Origin of the sequence: Rhizobium sp. 18065, from assembly GCF_902706095.1 — a bacterium.
Classification (GTDB): domain Bacteria; phylum Pseudomonadota; class Alphaproteobacteria; order Rhizobiales; family Rhizobiaceae; genus Allorhizobium.
Genome location: NZ_CACSJP010000002.1, coordinates 38,485 through 56,772, shown reverse-complemented (window position 1 = coordinate 56,772; position 18,288 = coordinate 38,485). Strand labels below are relative to the sequence as shown.

Here is an 18,288-nt window from a genome sequence, read left to right as displayed (position 1 = left end):
GGCCAGATCTACGGCTCCTGCCGTGGATCTGGCCGCGCCGGTGTGCCCTCGATGCAGCTGAAGAACATCACCAGAGGAGACGAAAACAATGCACATGAATAAAGCTCTCACCGCCCCCTTCGCACGACTGAAGGCCACAGCCATCATCCTGGCGCTCGGCATGGTGGCGGGGACCACACCGGCGAGCCATGCCCAGGACAATTCGCTCGGTCTCATCGACCCGACCATCATCAGCGTCGGTACGATGGGGGATGCCAAGCCTTACGCCTTCACGACCGCTGACGGTACCTTCACCGGCTTCGACATTGAACTCTTTCTCAATGTGGCTGAACGTCTCGGCTTCAAGAAGGATCAGGTCGTCTTCACCGGCCAGGAGTTCTCCGCGCTGATGCCCTCGGTCGCCAATGGTCGCTTCGATGTCGCGGCTGCTGCCATCGGCACGACGGACAAGCGCAAGGAGAACGTTGATTTCTCGGACGGCTATCTCGCGGGTTTCCTGACCGTGCTCACGCCGGATGCAGGCATTACTGATGCGGCCGGACTGAACGGAAAGCGGCTTGGCGTCGTGCAGGGTACGCTGCAGGAAATCTATGCCGAGAAGAATTTCACCGGTGCCGATTTGGTCAAATTCCCGGACAATAACTCCGCTGTCTCTGGCCTGAACAATGGCACAATCAGCGCCCACTTCCTCGATTACGAGGCAGCCAAAGAATATTCCACCCGTTATCCCGATCTCAAAGTGGCGGTCAATATCCCCAGCTTCGATGCGCCGGCCGGCTTCGTGATCCGCAAGGGCAATGACGCACTGCGCGAAGCGCTGAACAAGGCCCTGCACGACGCCATGCAGGACGGCACTTGGAAAACACTGCACGAAAAGTGGTTCCCCGGCACGCCGATGCCGGATTCCTATCTTCCCAAGCCGTGAGGCCACCTTGCCGGTCCGATCCTGTCGGTCGGACCGGCCTTTCTTGCAAGGAACCCCTGATGAACTGGCTTGAAAATCTGCGCCGCAGTTTCCTCGACTGGAACGCGATGGCCGAAGTCCTGCCGACCATGATCACGGTCGGCCTGAAAAATACATTGATCCTGGCGGCCGCGTCGACGGTGCTGGGTGTCGTCATCGGCATGATGCTCGCAATTATGGGGATCTCGCGTTCCGCATGGCTGCGTATACCCGCTCGTCTTTACACCGACATTTTTCGCGGCCTGCCTGCCATCGTTACCATTCTGCTGATTGGGCAGGGCTTTGCGCGCATCGGGCGTGAGCTGTTCGGTCCTTCACCTTATCCGCTCGGTATTCTGGCACTCAGCCTGATTGCCGGCGCCTATATCGGCGAGATCTTTCGCTCAGGCATCCAGAGTGTCGATCGCGGCCAGATGGAGGCCTGCCGGGCGCTTTCTATGAGCTACGGCCAGGGTATGCGGCTGATCATCGTGCCGCAGGGGGTGCGTCGCGTGCTGCCCGCCCTCGTCAACCAGTTCATTGGGAATGTGAAAGATTCGAGCCTTGTCTACTTCCTCGGCCTGCTTGCGTCCGAACGTGAAATCTTTCGCGTGGGGCAGGACCAGGCCGTCGTGACCGGCAATCTTTCGCCACTGCTGTTGGCCGGTGTCTTCTATCTGGTGATCACTGTGCCGCTGACCCATGTGGTCAATGCCATCGACACGCGCCTGCGGCTCGGCAAGCAACGGTCGGCCGTTGTCACAAGCGGGCTGGAGGAGGTCGGCGAACTGGACGCTGCTGCTGGAACTTCCGAGGCCGCCTTCAAGGGTGGCAGTCTCGATGTGCGAAATCTGGGCATGGCCTATGGCGACCTGGACGTGCTCAAGGGTGTCGATTTGTCGGTGAAGCCAGGCAGCGTCACCTGCATCATCGGTCCCTCCGGCTCTGGAAAATCGACGTTGCTGCGCGGAGTGAACCGGCTGGTCGAACCCAAGTCCGGTGATGTATTCATCGACGGCCAGAGCATTTTGACCATGAGGCCGGAAACGCTGCGGCGGCGGGTCGGCATGGTGTTCCAGCACTTCAACCTCTTCCCGGACCATACGGCCCTTGAAAATGTCATGCTGTCGCTGACGAAGATCAAGGGGATGCCGAAGGCGGAAGCCGAGCGGATAGCCAAGGCGCGGCTTGCCGATGTCGGTCTTGAGAGCCGTCAGCATCATCTTCCCAGCGGGCTCTCCGGTGGACAGCAGCAGCGCGTTGCAATCGCCCGGGCGCTCGCCATGGAACCGGAAATCATCCTCTTCGATGAGGTGACCAGCGCGCTTGATCCGGAACTGGTCAAGGGTGTCCTGAACCTCATGGCAGATCTTGGCGGGCGAGGCATGACCATGGTCGTCGTCACCCATGAAATGGGCTTTGCCCGCCGTGTCGCCGACCAGGTCGTCTTCATGGACGAGGGACGCGTTGTGGAAACCGGTACGCCCCAAGCCATTTTCGACAACCCGCAGAGCCCGAGGCTTCAGCGTTTCCTGGCGGAAGTGCTCTGAAGCAGACAGGAGAATGACGATGACAGCAAAGATCCGATGGGGCGTATTGGGTTGCGCCGGCATCGCCGCCAAGGCGGTTATACCAGCGATCCAAACGAGTCGCCTTGGGTTGGTTACGGCCATCGCATCCCGGGATGGCGACAAGGCACGGCAAATGGCCGAGCGCTTCGGCATCGCCAAGGCTTATGGCTCCTATGAGGAATTGCTAGCCGACCCCGAAATCGATGCGATCTACAATCCCCTGCCCAATCACCTGCATGTACCCTTGACGATCAGGGCACTCCAGCAGGGCAAGCCGGTACTTTGTGAAAAACCGATCGCGCTCAATGCTGCGGAAGCCAGGACGCTCCTGGCTGCGCAGCAGGCTGCCGGCCTGCCGGTCGCGGAAGCCTTCATGGTCCTGCATCATCCTCAGTGGAAAAAGGCGAGGGCGCTGATCGCCGAGGGGCAACTCGGCGAGGTGAGCGCCATCCAGACGGTCTTCTCTTACTATCTTGATGATCCCCGGAACGTTCGCAACCAGGCCGAGATCGGCGGAGGCGGCCTGTTCGATGTCGGCTGCTATGCCATCAACACAGCCCGTTATCTTTTCGACGCGGAACCACTGCGGGTGATTGCTCTGATCGAACGCGACCCGGCCTTCGGCACGGACCGGCTGGCAAGCGGACTGCTGGCCTTTCCGCAGGGCCGCCAGCTCGCGTTCACCTGCTCCACTCAGCTGGCACTGACGCAGAAGGTCACTGTTCTCGGCACGCTTGGGCGATTGGAAATTCCCGTTCCGTTCAATGCGCCTGCCGATTTGCCGACCCGGCTCGTCCTTGATGACGGCGGCGATCTCGACGGCGGTGGGCGTACCGAAATCAAGATCGAGCCTGTCGACCAGTACCGCGAACAAGCCGATGCCTTTTGCGAGGCCGTGCTCTCCGGCACGCCGCTTGCGACGGGGCTGGAGGACGCGATCGCCAACATGAAGGTGATCGACGCGCTCTTCCGCTCTGCCGAAAGCGGGCGCTGGGAAGAACTCTGAGCCGTCCGGTCCTTGCCACATCTGATGAAACATGACCAACCGACTGAAAGACAGACCATGACAGACAAGACCATCTCCTCGGCCGTTATCATCGGCGCCGGTATTTTCGGCGTTTCTACCGGTGTTCAGCTTGCCAGGCGCGGCATCCGGGTGACCATTCTCAACGATGGCCCGGCCGCCAACGGCGCTTCGGGCCGCTCGCTTTCCTGGCTGAACTCGGCGCGCATGCGTTCCGAGCCCTATCACCGCCTGCGTATGGCCGGCATTGACCGCTACCGCACGCTGTTTGCACAGTACCACGATACCGACTGGCTGCGTTTCGACGGCGGACTGACCTGGGATGCCGGCGATGCGGGCAACGAGATCGCCGCCGCCTATCGCCACGAGGTTTCGCTGGCCTATGATGCGCAGCATCTGGCCGCTGGATCGGTGGCGGGTGTCACACCGGGCCTTGATGCACGCGCGATTACCCCGCAGGGTGGGATCTTCAATCCCGGCGAAGGTTGGGTGGACCTGCCGGTGTTGATCGACCTGCTTCTGCAGGAGTTTTCCGCTCTCGGAGGCGTGCTGGTGACGGATCAGGGCGCGGCGCGGGTCATCATCGAAAGCGGCCGTGCCATCGGAGCACAAACCGCAAGCGGCGATCGTTTCGAGGCCGATGCCGTGGTGGTCGCCACTGGGCCGGCGGTGCCGAAGATGGTGGCCGAGAGCGGTAAGTCCATTGGCGATGATACGCCGATTGCGCTCCTTGTGCAGACGAAGCCGGTCGCACATCCGCTGCGCGCCGTTCTCAACACGCCCCGCGTAGCCGTTCGGCCGGCGCCGGGCGGGACCTTTTCGCTCGATGCCGATTGGGCTGCTGACGAGGGCGTAACGCTGCGTCCCGATGGACGCTATGAAATAGACGATACCGTGGTTGAGGCTCTGTTGGTTGAGGCGAGCAAGGTAATGGAGGGCAATCCGAAGCTTGAAATCGCGTCCATCGGCGTTGGCGGCAAGCCCATCCCCGGTGATGGCGAACCGGTCGTCGGCGCGCTCAAAGCTATTCCTGGTTACTATGTCGTCTTCAGCCACTCCGGCGCCACGCTTGGCCTGATCGTCGGTGAACTGCTCGCCTACGAGATTGTAACGGGTGGCGAACATCCTATGCTGAAAACGTTCCGCCCCGAGCGCTTTGGGTAAGCGCAGCCGATCCTTCTGCCTTGGTCGCTAACATATGACCTGATCTGCCATTTGGCCTACCGCTGTCCGCAGCGGCAGGCTTGATAAATCGCATCGCCACGCGTTGTCCCGCCGAACGAGTTCGTTTCTCTTTTGTAAGTGCTGGGATTCGGTCAATGCCGCCGCTCTGGCGCTAGAGCCCTGATGGGAGCTTCCACGACCTCGCGCACATCGCGGCGGTGGATCTCAACTCCGTGCAGGGCATCGAAAGAGTAGGGCGACGGAGAGTGTCGCTCGGCTACCCGATGATGACCAGGGCACGCGGCTTGCGGTGAAACACCTGATCGCGCGCGCGAGGTACCGCAACATATCCATTCCCGGCGAGGTTTCCGTCGTCGGGCTCGACAATTGGGATGTTATGGCGGAGCAGACGCGTCCGGCGTTTACAACTACCGATATGGAGCTGAAGGAACTCGGACGACTGGCTGGACTTGCGATCCTTGCTCCGTCCAAGCCGCAGGCGTTCAGCGGCGGGGCCCGAAAACTCCCCTGCAGCATTGTCGTCAGACAATCAAGCTGGTCGGCTTGCCCCAATTGCAAGTATTCATCCTTGATGAACAAGGCGCCTCTCATATTGGAGCGCGAGCGCCGTGATGTCGGCGGTCAATGCCGCCTCGTCATCCGGAGTCTTGGCGATCTTGCGCTGCGTGGAACGATGCTGACCGAGAACCTGGCATGCCCGTCGTTCGGACACACCCAGTTCTGCGGTGATATGATCCACACAGGCACGGCGGCGAGCGGGGCTTAAAAGTTTCCCCTGGCAGCCTCTGCCAAGATCATCTTGTCCAGGGTCAAATCGGAAACTGCCCGCCGGAGACGAGCGTTCTCGGTCTCCAGCTCCTTCAATCGCTTCACTTGATCGCCCTTCAGGCCACCATATTCTGCTCGCCAGCGGTAATATGTAACTTCCGTCACGCCTATCGACCGGATCGCCTCCGCCATCGATTTGCCTTGCACATTCAGCACGTCAACCTGACGAAGCTTCGTGACGAGCTCTTCTGCCTTGTGTCTTTTCGCTGCCATTTCAATTCCTTCCTCGGCTCATAAGCCATACTTCAAGAAGGATCACTTTTCAGGGGGCAGACCACTGCTCGATCGCATCACCCACCACGTCAACATCCTTGAGATGAACGGCGACAGCTATCGTCTCGCCCAAAGCCGAGCCCGAAAGGCAGGCTGAATACCCTTCGGAAAATCGACGCGCACGCATAAGACCCCCCGCTCGGGCTACGCCCTCCCGGAGGTCTCATGCGTGCGCCGAAAGTGGCCTGCTTTTGCTCCGCCGCCTGGCCGGTTTTTACTCCGCCGTTGACAATGCGGGCGACGATCAAAAGCTTGAACATCCCGCGGCAGACGCCGGGGACACTGGCCGAAATAGCCAAACAGCTCGATCCACTTTTTCGGGGGTGGATTGCCTACTATGGTCGGTACAGTCGTTCGGCCTTGTCCACCCTGGCTGATTAGGTCAATCAGAAACTTAGGGCTTGGATCAGGCGAAAGTTCAAGCGCTTTCAGTCCCATAAGACACGCGCCAGTCTTTTCTTGCGATAGCTGGCACATGGAAATCCGGGGCTCTTCGTGCATTGAAAGGCGTTCGGAACGAACACGTTTACCTGATGGGAGCGGTGTGAATCGAGAGGTTCACGCACCGTTCTGCGAGAGGCCGGCAGGTGAAATCCCTCCGGCCTACTCACCCCGGCCTGAGCACGAAGATGTCTCGGCTTCGCGGACGAGCCCTTTGTGGAGAACGATGCCGTTCACCGATCCCGCACGGCCATTGGAAGACAACGACGTTTACCGGAGCGCTCAGGCTATCTGGCATGACCGCGCCGATGGTCCTCGACGGTGCGATGAACGGCGTCGCGTTCCAGGCCTATGTCGAACAGGTTCTCATTCCAACCTTGGCACCGGGCGACATCGTCATCATGGACAATCTGCCTGCACACAAGGCGGAGGGAGTGCGTCACGCAATCGAAGGTGCGGGATGCCGGTTACTCGACCTTCCTCCCTACAGTCCGACTTCAACCCCATCGAGAAGGCCTTTGCGAAGCTCAAGGCTGTCTTGCGCGCCAAAGCCGAGCGGACAGTAGAGGGCTTATGGAACACGGTCGGCCAGATCGTCACACTGTTCGAGCCGCAAGAATGCGCCAACTACTTCAAATCCTGCGGATATGATCCCGAGTAAACCGGACGCGCTCTAGTTGAAGCGATTTTGGGGCTCCAGTAAGTGAAAACGCCTTGTCGTTGGTTCACATCTTATCAAGAGCAGCGAATGTCATTGATTTGGATCGACCGCAATGACCGCCAGGATTGTTGTGGCTATACCCATGGCCGGCGGGTCTGAGAAGTGCCCGAGCGACGGAGTGGGAGCTGGTCAGACTACATTTCTTGAAACACGCACCCTTCTCGGGAGCGAGCTGACCTTTTGCCGCCTCGGTGGGTTTTGGCCTATCCACCAAGGCAGGGGTTGTAACCGGTCTATGCCGCGCCGGTCACTGCATCGCCGAGGGGGATCCCATTCAAGCTTTCGGGCAACTGCACGGAGTAGATTGCGAATGGTGTCTCCGGCTTGCATCCGGCTCTCTGGGCTTGCGCGGTACGTACAGACGCCGGTCGGCCGAGATGAAGGCGCCATCCGGCCGGACAAAGTCGGGGTCGAAGGCGAGCGTCGCCGTTTTGCCTGAGGGCGCGAGCAAAGTGATCTTGCCAGTCTTGGTCTCGCAAAAATAGAAATTTCCGAGCGAGTCCATCGAGCAGCCGCTCGAAAATTCGATGTCTGCCACGTGCTGGACATGCTTCTCGATGTCGTCGTCACGCAGTTTGGTGTCGTTGAGATGCCGCGTCTCGATCTTGTACAATGGACCGGTCGGAGCCGCCCAGAACAGCCATTCACCGTCCTGGTTGATCTCAATCATGTCGCTGTTGGGTGGATTAAAGGGCTTTTCTTTGCTATCCAGCTGCAAGGCAAGGGTCATCTTCATCGGCTTGGCCATCATCGGCTTTAGCCCGGACAGGCGCCTAGTCGTCTCACCCGTCGCGAAATCATGCACGATGATCGCGCCAAGTCCTGAATCTGTCACATACATCTTCGAGCCATGGAAACGGAGATCGTTCATCTTCGCCCCGCTGGGCAGGACGTCTTCATCGAAGCGCAGCACGGTGAGGATTCCACCGGTCAGCGCATCGAGTTGGACGATCTTCTGGGTTCCGGGTTTTGGAATGGAAAACTCATGAGGAAAGACATCTGGGCTCGGCGCCCCCTGATCGACCACCCATACGGTATCGTCGGCAAAGATATGGACGGAATTCAAGTAGACGAAGGCGTCGCGGCCGTCATCGCCAAGCTTCCATTCGTTCCAACCATTGCCCGGAAACGGCATCAATTTGCCGTTCGCGTCCCGGCGTGCGAGGGCCGGTGTCTCTTCTTTTGGCGTGTATCTGGGGCAACCAAGGAAAAGCACGTCGCTGCTGGTCAACGCGACCTGATTGGCCATCCACGGGGATCGAACGGCTACGGAGAGCTGCAACGGCGACTGAGCGTTGGCGGTAGCCGGCAATACGACCGATAAGCCGATGGCACTGGCGCCGGCAAACAATGAACGTCGATTCATGTCCATTTAAGAACTTTCCTTGTTGGTCCGACGATGGTTCGCTTTGGCGCTGGGCTTACTGCGCTGCGCCTTTACCTGCGCCGCGGTAACGCGAAAGCCAGTGGGCGTAGGGAGCGGGGAGTGTCCAGGCAGGACGATCCTCGCCAAGTGCCAGGGCGACTTGATAGGGATAGTGCGGATCGGCGAGCATGGCACGACCGACCATGACGATATCCATCTGTCCAGTGGCAACGGCCTTCTCGATATCCGAGGGTGCATCGACGCACCATGCGGAGGCAACCGGCATGCCGGTTTCGCTGCGCACGCGACCGACAGTCGGAACGAGGAAGGAAGGCCCCCACGGAACTTTGGCGTCGATGGTGGAGAAGCCCATGCTGACATCCATCAGGTCGAGGCCGCCATCGCGCAGCGTCTTGGTCAGCGTGATCGCCTCGGCCAGCGTTTCCTCGTCGCGGCCGTCGAACTCGATGACACCGAAGCGGGCCGTCAAAGGCAGGTTTTCAGGCCAAACCTTGCGGACTTCCTCGAATGTTTCGATGAGGAAGCGGCTGCGACCGGCGGCGTTGCCGCCATAGGCATCGGTACGGGTGTTGGCGTGCATCGAGAAGAAGCTCTGTGCAAGATAGCCATGGGCGAAATGTAGCTCGAGCCATTCGAAGCCCGCCTGCAGGGCGCGCTTGGCGGTCGCCACGAAATCTGCCTTGACGCGTTCGATATCGGCGATCGTCATTTCCCGCGGCATTTTGGACAGGCCGCCACCGAAGGCGATTGCCGAGGGAGATATGGTCTCCCAGCCGCGCGAATCTCCGTCGGCGATGTGATCATCGCCTTCCCAGGGCAGATTGGCGCTCGCCTTGCGGCCCGCATGGCCGATCTGGATGCCAGGAACAGAGCCGGCGGCCTTGATGGAGGCGGCGATCCGCGCCATGCCCTCGATGTGCTCGTCCCTCCAGAGGCCGGTACAGCCTGGCGTGATGCGGCCATCGGCCGAAACGCCAGTCGCTTCCACGACCACCAGTCCGGCGCCACCCCGGGCAAGCACGGCATAATGGGCCCAGTGCCATTCATTGGTGAAACCGTCCCTGGCGCTGTACTGGCACATCGGCGGCACGGCGATGCGATTGCGGAGCGTGACATCCTTGAGCTTGAAAGGCTGAAAAGCTGAAGACATTCTGTGTTTCCTTTGTTCTTGTTTTTAGTTCACCTTGATCAGCGGTTTGCCGCTGAACGTGCGTTTCTGCAGGCCCGCCAAAAGCTCCGGTAGGGCTGAGAAGTCCCGTCTCAGCAGCGGCTCGGGTTGAAGCTTTCGCTCGACGATCTGTCTCATGATGGTCTCGCCAGCGTTCACAAGGCGTGTCCAGGCCGCGTCACTGCCGAAGACATGCAGGGCGCCGAGTGCAACCTCGTGAATGGACAGGCACCGTCCGAACGGATCGGAGGGCCAGGCGGGCAAGCGATCCTGAACGCAGACGATATGGCCGTTGGCCTCAAGCGCCGGCACAAGCGTTGCGGCATGGCCGCCGCTGACGGTATCGATGACCGAGAAGTAGCGGCCCATCAGTTCGCCCGGCAATTCGGCGCCAGGGTCGATCGGTCCTGCGATCAGGCTCTGGACGCCATAACCGCGTAGCCGATCCCAATGCCGGGCGTTGCACATGGCGGTGACGGAATATCCGCACTGCAGCGCCAATTGGACCAGATAGTTTCCGACTGCCCCGCCGGCGCCACTGATCAGCAGACGCGCACCAGGGCGGATGGGAAGCTTGTCGAGTGAAAGCCAGGCAGTGAGGGCAGGGCAGGGCAGACTGGCCGCAAGCGGCAGGCCGAGGCCGTCCGGCACCTGCATCAGCGCCCGTGCTGCAAGCGGCGTATATTTCGCAAAGCTGCCCTGCTTGTGCAGGCTTTGATGATAGGCGACGCGCCGACCAATCCAGGGCCTGAGGCTTTCGTCACCGACGGCCGCGACGATGCCGGCGCCATCGACGCCCGGAACATGCCCTTCGGAGCAGGAAGGTAGCCCCGTCAGCACCTTCCAGTCGACGGGGTTGAGGCCGATGATCTCGTTGCGGACCAAAACCTCGCCGCGAAGCGGCTTGGGCACCGCGATCTCGCCGCGTTCAAGCGCGCCGGGCATTGCACTGCCGCGCCAGGTCCAGGCACTCTGGGCACCCGGTATGCGTTCCTCGATCGATGCCATCTTGCCTCGCTCAGCGTTCAACGCGGATGGCTTCGATCGTCAGGCGAGCCGCCTGCTCCGATGACGCCGGGTTCTGGCCAGTCACCAGCTTGCCATCACGCAGGGCGAACGGCTGGAAATCCGGTCCGCTCTTGTACAGGCCACCAAGCGACGTCAGGCGGTTTTCGAGCAGGAAAGGCACCACGTCCGTCAGGCCGGCCGCCTCTTCCTCGGCATTCGAAAATCCGGTCACGTTGCGCCCTGCGACGAGCGGTTGGCCTTCGGCGTCCTTGGCAGACAGAAGGCCGGACGGGCCATGGCAGACCGCTGCCACCACCTTGCCATCGGCCCAGGCTTCACCCAGAAGCGAGGCAAGTGCCTGGCTTTCCGGCAGATCCCACATCGTGCCATGTCCGCCGGGAAGGAAGACGGCGTCGTATCCCACGGCCGAAAGGCCGGCCAGCGGCCGCGAGGCGTTGACCACCTGCATGGCCTGGGTATCGGCGAGGAAACGGGCAACACATGGCGGATGCTCGCCGTCGACCGAAGCGGGATCAAGCGGCACCTTGCCGCCGGCGATCGAGGCAATGTCGACCTCAAAACCTTCGGCGAGGAAGATGTAGTAAGGCGCGGCCAGTTCTTCGAGCCAGACACCCGTCGGCTTGCCGGTGGTGCCCTTGGTGGCATGCGATGTCAGGACGAGCAGGATGCGGCGTGTATCGGTCATGGCCTTGAATTCCTCGTGGCGACGGCGGGTTCAGTTATAGGCGCCGGCCGAATAGGTGAGCTCGTAGGAGTGGGAATAGAGCTCGAAAACGATGCCAAACGGATCTTCGACATAGACCATGCGGTAGGGCTTTTCGCCCGGGAAGTATTCGCGGACCGGCATGCGCTGCTTGCCGCCGGCAGCAACAATCCTGGCCAGAAGCCCCTCGACATCGGGATCCTGGATCGCAAAATGGAACATGCCCGTCTGCCGGAACGGCAGGTTGTTGTCGGGCGCGTGGTTGCCGACAAATTCGAAGAGCTCGAAGCCGATCCGGTCGGCGGTGGCGAGATGGGCGATTCGGAACTTGCCCCAGCCCGGACCGAAGACGTCGTTGCACATCACGCCAATGTCGGTCTCGTCCTGCTCGATCAACGTCGGCGGCATGATGACGTAGAAGCCGAGCACATCGCGATAGAATTCAACCGCCCTGTCCAGATCGGGAACCGACAGGCCGATATGGGAGAAGGTGCGGGGCGTGGTCTGGGTCATGAAAATCTCCGGCAATGGTATTAGGCGGTATCTAGGGATCGATGCCATCGATGTAAAATTATGATATGGATGCAAAGTGATTACGAAACGGAATGAGCCCATGCTGAACGCCCAATGGCTGGAAACTTTCGTCGTGCTTTGCGAGGAAGGTCACTTCACCAAAGCCGCTGCCAGGCTGAACATGACCCAGCCGGGTGTCTCGCAGCATTTGCGAAAGCTGGAGGATCAGGTCGGCCAGGCCCTGATTACCCGGGACGGCAAGCAATTTACCCTGACACCTGCCGGCGAGGCGGTGCGCGATGTCGCCCAGCGCCGTCGCAACGAGGAAATACGGCTCCGCCAGACACTCGACGGAGACGATGCCGGCCGCGGCGAGGTGTCGTTGGCGTGCTCGGGCAGTCTTGCCATGCTAATCTATCCGCGTGCCATCAGCCTGATGCAGAAATCGCCCGGGCTGACGGTCAAGCTCGAGGCGGCACCGCAAGTGCGCGTGCTGGAAGGCGTTCTCTCCGGACTTTACGATATCGGCATTGCGGATCATCGGCCGACGAACCCTCGCCTCGACGGTGACCTGATCGGATCGGACGAGCTTTGTCTGCTGCTGCCACTTACCGGGCCGGCCGAGCCGGATTTCGCGGACCTGGAGAGGCTTGGCTTCATCGCCCACCCGGACGGCTTCGCCTATGCGGACGAATTGCTGTCGGCGAACTTTCCGAACGACTATCAGGGCGTCGACCGGCTGCCTATTCGTAGCTTCATCAACCAGATCGGCCAGATACCGGAACCTGTGGCCAGCGGCGTCGGCTATACAATCCTGCCGCGAAGTGGCGTCGATGCCTATCCCGGCCGCCAGGCGCTCGCCTGCATGACGCTGGCCAAACCCGTTCGCCACGATCTCTGGCTCGTACGGCGGCGCGGCAAGGTTCTTGCCGCGCGCACACAACGGATCGTCTCGGAAGTGATCGATGCGGTCAGCGAGCTCAGCCCGCTGTCGTGACAGCACTCAGGCCTTCTGGGCAGCAGCGACGAGACCGTCCAGCCAATCCTGGTGGCCGTTGATCATCGGATTGGGCTTTGCCTTGGCGAGCTCTGCGGCCGGCTTGCCCTTCTGGGTTTCCTGGGTGAGGATGCGCACGCGCCCACCCGGCAGGTCCTCGACCAGCCAGGCATGATGAACATCCAGCCGCGTATCGCCTTCGCCGGCCCAGCCATGCCAGGCAACGCGACCCGGCTTGCCTTCTTCTGGCGCCACATATTCGACGACCTGTGCTTCGACCGGGAAGCCGAAGGTCTCGAAATAGAAGCGACGACCGACGTCCAGTTGCGGGCCCTTTTCATCGTAAAAGCGGATATTGGCCGAGTTGCTGTAATAGCTCGGCCAAGCCGGAGCATGGCTCAGCAAGGGCCAGACCTTGGCCGTCGTCAGGCCTGACACGATGACTTCGTTGGAGCAGAAATTTTCGGTGCAGCCGGGCTCGTAGTCCTTGGGCCATTCGATCGCGTTCATCATGGTCATGTCGGTTCGTCCTGTTGTGGAGGTGGTTCGGTTGCCTCCTGATGCCAGATGTGTTGAGATAAGAAAAATCGTCATTTCTGATTGCGGTCATAAGCATGCGTGATATCAAGTCGCTCGATCTCAACCTGCTGAAGGCGTTCGACGCGCTTCTCGACGAGGGCAGCGTGACGCGCGCCGCCGATCGCCTCGGCCTCACCCAGCCTGCGGTGAGCGGCATGCTGGGCCGCCTGCGTGATAGCTTCGACGATCCATTGTTCGTCCGCACTCAGCGCGGCATCGTGCCGACGATCAGGGCGAGCGAGTTGGCCGGTCCCATCCGGCAGATCCTGTCAGACGTCGAAACATTGTTGCAGCCGACTGTTTTCAATCCCGCCACAGCGGAATTCACGGTCTCACTTGCTGCGACGGACTATGCGTTGCATGCCGTCGTTCTACCGTTGCTGCCGCGCCTACGCTTGGCAGCACCCGGCATCCGGGTCTCTGTTCGCCCGGTGGAGAATGATAATGCACAGGCGCGGTTCGAGCGTGGCGAACTTGATCTGGCGCTGGTGACGCCCGAAACGGCGCCGCGCGATCTGCATGCCCGGCGGCTGTTCGACGAATCCTATGTCTGCGCGCTGCGGCGGGATCATCCCGATGCTGCAGGAGAGACACTCAGCCTTGATCGGTTCTGCGAGTTAGACCACGTGCTTGTATCCTATTCGGGGCAACGTTTTCATGGCGTGACCGACGATGCGCTCTTCGCCATTGGACGGCAGCGCCGGGTCGTGCTCTCGGTCATGAGCTTCCTTATTCTGGCCGATGTCCTGAAGACGACCGACCTGATTTCGGTCGTGCCGAGCCGGCTTGTCCTGCATGACACGGGCCTCAGGACGATGTCGCCGCCAGTCGCGGTTCCGGGTTTTTCCAAGATTGCCGTCTGGCACGATCGGACCCATCGCGATCCCGGACATCGATGGTTCCGCTCCCTATTGTTTGACACAATCGGGAATGTTTAATGGCGCATCAGTTCAATAAAGGTGTCTTGCTCCGGCAACTATAGCTTCTCAATAGCTTTAGGAAAGGGACATATGGATCGTCGGTCTATATCCCATCAAGGCGTGGTATCGGGAAGCCTCGGCGCTTCCGCTTGAGCTTTAAGAGCCGCCATTGTTTACCGCGCCCGCCGACGAGAAGTATCACTCGTCGCCAGGCACCCCATAAGACGGAGCCGCCAAGGGATTCAGTGCTCGTGTCACGTAGTCCCGTGCCTGCGGCTTGTAGACGTCCCAGGCCCGGGCCACCGCCGCTATCGGGCAGCCTTCGTCCAGCCAGTCGATCCGCAATTCGGCATAGGGCCAGGTTTCCTTGTCGACGATCAGCAAGCCTGCCGATCGAACCGGGCCTGCTTCACCGCCCGCGTCAACGGCCGCCTTGAGTGTGGCGATCAGCCGGTCTCCTAAGCTACCCGAGGTAGACTCGAACGCCTCGATCATCGCCTTCGGCACGCCGTCATTGGCCAAAAGGTTGCCGGCGGCAACACACTGGTGACCCGCCGCCGAGGTCCAGGTTCCAAGAGCATTGGGGCCTGAATGAATGGCGATGCCGCCCTGCGCATCGACCGCCAGCAACTGGCGATAGTTTGGAAATTCATCGCTCTGTCTCGCCGTTGCTACAGCGTCCGAAGCGCTTGCGCCTTTTGCAAGTTCGTCCAGCATTCCCGGTCCGAGTGCGGGATTGGTGACGTTCTGCGTCGCGACCGCGCCGATACCGGCACGAGCCCAGGCGCAGCGGGCGGCCACGGCCGGAGAGGACGACGAGATCGCCACACCGAACTGGCCGGTCTGCTCGCAACGAGCGACGATGGAGAAGGTCATGGGAACTCCTGTATGAGGACGATAGAGCGTCGTTGCCGGCTTGCAGTCCGCATCGGCCGGTCATTGCCGGCCGATCGCTCTGAAAAACGATCAGTCGGGGATGACGGCCGTTGCGTCGATCTCGACCAGCCATTCCGGTCGTGCCAGTGCCACGACGACGAGTCCGGTGCAGACCGGGAAGACGCCCTTGATGTAATCGCCCATCGTGCGGTAGACCGATTCGCGGTGGCGAACGTCGGTGAGATACACGACCAGCTTGGTCACATGCTCCATCTGCCCGCCGGATTCCTGCACCAGCTGGCGGATGTTCTGCATCACCTTGTGGGTCTGCTCGACCGGATCGTGGCTGTCGATGTTCTTGGCGGTATCCAGATCCTGCGGGCACTGGCCACGCAGAAAGATCATCGTGCCGCGCGCGACAACGGCCTGGCAGAGGTCGTTGTCGAGCTTCTGCTCGGGATAGGTTTCCTTGGTGTTGAACTTGCGAATGCGCGTATGTGCCATTCTCTTCTCCATCTGATTGTTCATGCGGGGATGCCGGCAGCTGGTCGATCAGGGTTGCGGCGCGTAGGCGAGGTAAGTGTCCTGGATGTGGATGTGGTCGGCAACGTGCTTGGCATCGTGCCAGACACCCCAGATGAAGCTGGAACCGCGGCCCGAAAGCCAGGGAAGGCCGAGGAAATAGATGCCCTTTTCGGCAGAAACGCCGCGCTGGTGTTTCGGCCGACCGGCCTCGTCGAAGGCGTTGACCTTCAGCCAGCTGTAGTTCGAGGCAAAACCCGTCGCCCAGATGATCGTGGTCACGCCGGCGTCCGCCAGGTTCAGGTCGCGCAGCGGATGGGTGACACAGTCGACCTCAGGCCCGAGGATACGCGCATCGGGCTCCGGCGGAAGATCGAGCCCGTTGCGGGTGACGAATGCGTCTGCCTCGTCGAGCAGCGACAGGTAGTTCTGGTCGCCGCGATCGAGGTTGCGGGCCAAATCGTCGGCGAAGGACAACAATCCGTCACGGTAGGCGCCGGTCATGCCGGCAAGGATCATGCCCTGGGATGCCAGACGGCGGAAGTCGATCGTCCGGCCGCCATGTGCGCCGCTGACGGCAATGGTCACATGCTCGGTGCCGGGCGCCTGCGCCTGCGCGTCCCATTTGCCGAGAACGCCAAGCCACCAGACGAAATCGCGGCCGCGATAAGCGCGGGGCGGGCGGTCATGCGGGCCGACGGAAAGATAGACCTTGCGGCCGGACAGCATCAGCTCCTCGGCAATCTGCACGCCGGACGAACCGGCGCCGACGACCAGCACGGCGCCGTCGGCAAGCTGGGAGGGATTGCGGTACTCGCTCGAATGCATCTGCGTCACGCCGGCATCGGCGGGTACGATCGGCGGGATGCTGGGGTTCTGGAACGGTCCGGTGGCGGCAACTACGTTGAGCGCCTCGATCACGCCCTTGGATGTTTCGACTCGGAAGCCGGGGCGATCGTCGAGCCGCTCGACGCTGGTGACATCGACACCGCAGCGGATCGGCGCCTTGTGCATGTTTGCATAGGCTTCGAAATATCCGGCGACGCCATCCTTGGGCACGAACGCGTCTGGGTGGCCGGGGAAATCCATGCCGGGAAAACGGTCGTGCCAGGCCGGGCCGTTGGCCACGAGCGAATCCCAGCGCATCGAACGCCAGCGTTCGGCAATGCGGCCGCGCTCAAGCACAATGTAATCGACGCCATTGCGGCTCAGGTGTTCGCTGATGGCCACACCCGCCTGCCCGGCGCCGACAACCAGCGTATGGATCTTCTCGACTGACATGCTTGCGCCCTTTTCTGTTTCGCCAAGACCAGCTGATCGGCATCAGCTATCGTTCCGCTCTAGCGAACGGTTAGCCTTCAGAAAATTACGATTTGCTGCAGCACTGGTTAGGATTGCCGAAAGCAGGCGTATGACCGATCGGCGCCATCGGCGGCGAAGCGGACAGCAGGAGAACATTTACATTTTAGCAAACGGCAAATAGTAAGCTGCCTTCCGCACCCTTCGCATCGGCATGGGCTTTGCCGGCCGCCGCCGGGCGCGAATCTGGATCGGGGCCTCAAATGCGTTTCACACTGCGTCAGCTGGAATATTTCATCGCCACGGCCGAGGCCGGCTCCATCACGCTCGCGTCGGACCGCATCCGTGTTTCACAACCCTCGATCTCGACCGCGATCTCGCAGCTGGAAATCGAGCTGAACACCCAGCTTTTTCTGAGGCGGCACGCGCAGGGCCTGTCTCTGACACCGGCCGGCCAGAAATTGCTGCTGCAGGCCAAGGCGGTGATCGAGCAGGTCCAGAACCTCTATACGGCGGCGTCCGAAGCGACGGATCAGATTCGTGGAACACTGTCGCTAGGTTGCCTTTTGACCTTTGCACCGATGTTGCTGCCGGAAGTCAGCCAGAGCTTCAAGGCGGCCTATCACGGCGTCACCGTCCGTCCGACTGTCGCGGATCATCGCACGCTGCTGACGCGGCTGGAGCGTGCCGAGCTGGATATTGCACTCTCCTACGATCTGTCGGTTCCCGAGGGCTTCGAGTTTACACCGTTGGCCGAACTGCCGCCTTATGTCCAGGTGGCCGAGACCGATCCGCTGGCGGAACGATCGGCGATCTCGCTTGCCGAACTGGAAGAGCATGAGTTCATCCTGCTCGATCTGCCTCTGTCCCGCGATTATTTCCTGGGGCTTTTTGCCGCCGCCGGTGCCAATCCGAATATCGTTGCGCAGATCCAGCATCAGGAGGTTATCCGCACGATGGTCGCCAGCCGTTACGGTTACACGCTCGCCAATGTCCGACCCAAGAACAAGGCCGCGCTGGATGGCCGGCGGCTGGTCAGCCTGCGTCTGTCGGGGGAACACAAGCCGATGCGCATCGGCCTGATCCGTGTCAGCCAGCAGGTCTCCACCCGGCTGGTACGGACGTTCGAAGAGCATTGCAGCAATCTGATCTCCGACAATTACGTGCCCGGCATGGAAGCCCCGATCCTCAACCTGCGTCGGACAAGCCAGAGCTAGAACGGTTCCAGCAAAAGTGCGCAGCGGTTTGCGCCCGGAACTGCGGCAAATCAAAGAGCCAGAGCGATTCGAAGAATCGCGGAAATGCACTG

Annotated in this window: 17 protein-coding genes and 4 pseudogenes; 11 read left to right on the top strand and 10 right to left on the bottom strand. The window is 61.0% G+C overall.

The features are described 5' to 3' along the window. The first annotated feature begins 88 nt into the window (after positions 1-88). From GVK95_RS06130 to GVK95_RS06110, 5 genes and pseudogenes are all read left to right on the top strand, one after another. Positions 89-925 (top strand): ABC transporter substrate-binding protein, encoded by an 837-nt coding sequence (locus GVK95_RS06130; protein ID WP_159947634.1) that lies wholly within the window; start codon positions 89-91, stop codon positions 923-925. 59 nt (positions 926-984) lie between these two features. Next, positions 985-2,493, top strand: coding sequence for an amino acid ABC transporter permease/ATP-binding protein (locus GVK95_RS25365; protein ID WP_159947632.1), 1,509 nt, complete (start codon positions 985-987; stop codon positions 2,491-2,493). Positions 2,494-2,512: 19 nt separating this feature from the next. Then, positions 2,513-3,520 (top strand): Gfo/Idh/MocA family oxidoreductase, encoded by a 1,008-nt coding sequence (locus GVK95_RS06120; RefSeq protein WP_159947630.1) that lies wholly within the window; start codon positions 2,513-2,515, stop codon positions 3,518-3,520. 57 nt (positions 3,521-3,577) lie between these two features. Further along, the gene (locus tag GVK95_RS06115) at positions 3,578-4,702 is read left to right on the top strand and encodes an FAD-binding oxidoreductase (RefSeq protein WP_159947628.1); all 1,125 of its coding nucleotides are present in this window, start codon (positions 3,578-3,580) and stop codon (positions 4,700-4,702) included. A gap of 310 nt (positions 4,703-5,012) precedes the next feature. Then, positions 5,013-5,246: pseudogene (locus tag GVK95_RS06110) on the top strand (substrate-binding domain-containing protein); the annotation flags it as partial. A gap of 60 nt (positions 5,247-5,306) precedes the next feature. Here GVK95_RS06110 and GVK95_RS06105 read toward each other — a convergent pair. Continuing rightward, a pseudogene (locus GVK95_RS06105) lies at positions 5,307-5,764 on the bottom strand (transposase); the annotation flags it as partial. A gap of 64 nt (positions 5,765-5,828) precedes the next feature. Here GVK95_RS06105 and GVK95_RS06100 point away from each other — a divergent pair. The 3 genes and pseudogenes from GVK95_RS06100 to GVK95_RS06090 all read left to right on the top strand — a co-directional run. After that, positions 5,829-5,921 (top strand): annotated as a pseudogene (locus GVK95_RS06100) (ATP-binding protein); the annotation flags it as partial. Positions 5,922-5,989: 68 nt separating this feature from the next. Next, complete coding sequence (locus tag GVK95_RS25185) at positions 5,990-6,205, top strand: group II intron maturase-specific domain-containing protein (RefSeq protein ID WP_348532446.1); 216 nt, start codon at positions 5,990-5,992, stop codon at positions 6,203-6,205. 233 nt (positions 6,206-6,438) lie between these two features. Further along, positions 6,439-6,926, top strand: a pseudogene (locus GVK95_RS06090) (IS630 family transposase); the annotation flags it as partial. A 334-nt stretch (positions 6,927-7,260) separates the two neighbouring features. Here the strand turns inward: GVK95_RS06090 and GVK95_RS06085 are convergent. From GVK95_RS06085 to GVK95_RS06065, 5 genes are read right to left on the bottom strand one after another with little or no spacing between them, the layout of a single operon-like run. Further along, positions 7,261-8,358, bottom strand: a complete 1,098-nt coding sequence (locus tag GVK95_RS06085) for a hypothetical protein (protein ID WP_159947626.1) — start codon at positions 8,356-8,358, stop codon at positions 7,261-7,263. A 49-nt stretch (positions 8,359-8,407) separates the two neighbouring features. Then, complete coding sequence (locus GVK95_RS06080; RefSeq protein ID WP_159947624.1) at positions 8,408-9,523, bottom strand: NADH:flavin oxidoreductase/NADH oxidase; 1,116 nt, start codon at positions 9,521-9,523, stop codon at positions 8,408-8,410. 24 nt (positions 9,524-9,547) lie between these two features. Further along, positions 9,548-10,549 carry a zinc-binding dehydrogenase gene (locus tag GVK95_RS06075; RefSeq protein WP_159947622.1) on the bottom strand — a complete coding sequence of 334 codons (1,002 nt, stop codon included), beginning with the start codon at positions 10,547-10,549 and terminating at the stop codon, positions 9,548-9,550. Positions 10,550-10,559: 10 nt separating this feature from the next. Continuing rightward, entirely contained in the window at positions 10,560-11,255 is a 696-nt protein-coding gene (locus GVK95_RS06070) for a type 1 glutamine amidotransferase domain-containing protein (protein WP_159947620.1), read from the bottom strand. Between the two features lie 30 nt (positions 11,256-11,285). After that, complete coding sequence (locus tag GVK95_RS06065) at positions 11,286-11,786, bottom strand: lactoylglutathione lyase family protein (RefSeq protein ID WP_159947618.1); 501 nt, start codon at positions 11,784-11,786, stop codon at positions 11,286-11,288. Positions 11,787-11,886: 100 nt separating this feature from the next. Between GVK95_RS06065 and GVK95_RS06060 the strand changes: the two genes are divergently transcribed. Continuing rightward, positions 11,887-12,783: a LysR family transcriptional regulator gene (locus GVK95_RS06060; RefSeq protein ID WP_159947616.1), complete on the top strand. Its 897-nt coding sequence runs from the start codon at positions 11,887-11,889 to the stop codon at positions 12,781-12,783. 6 nt (positions 12,784-12,789) lie between these two features. Here the strand turns inward: GVK95_RS06060 and GVK95_RS06055 are convergent, their stop codons facing one another. Next, positions 12,790-13,302: an SRPBCC domain-containing protein gene (locus tag GVK95_RS06055; protein ID WP_200844228.1), complete on the bottom strand. Its 513-nt coding sequence runs from the start codon at positions 13,300-13,302 to the stop codon at positions 12,790-12,792. A gap of 95 nt (positions 13,303-13,397) precedes the next feature. Between GVK95_RS06055 and GVK95_RS06050 the strand changes: the two genes are divergently transcribed. Continuing rightward, positions 13,398-14,300: a LysR family transcriptional regulator gene (locus GVK95_RS06050; RefSeq protein ID WP_159947614.1), complete on the top strand. Its 903-nt coding sequence runs from the start codon at positions 13,398-13,400 to the stop codon at positions 14,298-14,300. A gap of 180 nt (positions 14,301-14,480) precedes the next feature. Here the strand turns inward: GVK95_RS06050 and GVK95_RS06045 are convergent, their stop codons facing one another. The 3 genes from GVK95_RS06045 to GVK95_RS06035 form a co-directional block, all read right to left on the bottom strand. Next, on the bottom strand, positions 14,481-15,158 hold the full coding sequence (locus tag GVK95_RS06045; RefSeq protein WP_159947612.1) for a DUF1028 domain-containing protein: 678 nt from the start codon (positions 15,156-15,158) through the stop codon (positions 14,481-14,483). A gap of 90 nt (positions 15,159-15,248) precedes the next feature. Next, a complete protein-coding gene (locus GVK95_RS06040) occupies positions 15,249-15,662 on the bottom strand; it encodes a RidA family protein (RefSeq protein ID WP_159947610.1) in 414 nt (137 codons plus the stop codon). A gap of 48 nt (positions 15,663-15,710) precedes the next feature. Then, positions 15,711-16,961 (bottom strand): NAD(P)/FAD-dependent oxidoreductase, encoded by a 1,251-nt coding sequence (locus tag GVK95_RS06035; RefSeq protein WP_159947608.1) that lies wholly within the window; start codon positions 16,959-16,961, stop codon positions 15,711-15,713. A gap of 281 nt (positions 16,962-17,242) precedes the next feature. Here GVK95_RS06035 and GVK95_RS06030 point away from each other — a divergent pair, with 281 nt between their 5' ends. After that, a complete protein-coding gene (locus tag GVK95_RS06030) occupies positions 17,243-18,196 on the top strand; it encodes a LysR family transcriptional regulator (RefSeq protein ID WP_159947606.1) in 954 nt (317 codons plus the stop codon). Positions 18,197-18,288 lie beyond the last annotated feature (92 nt).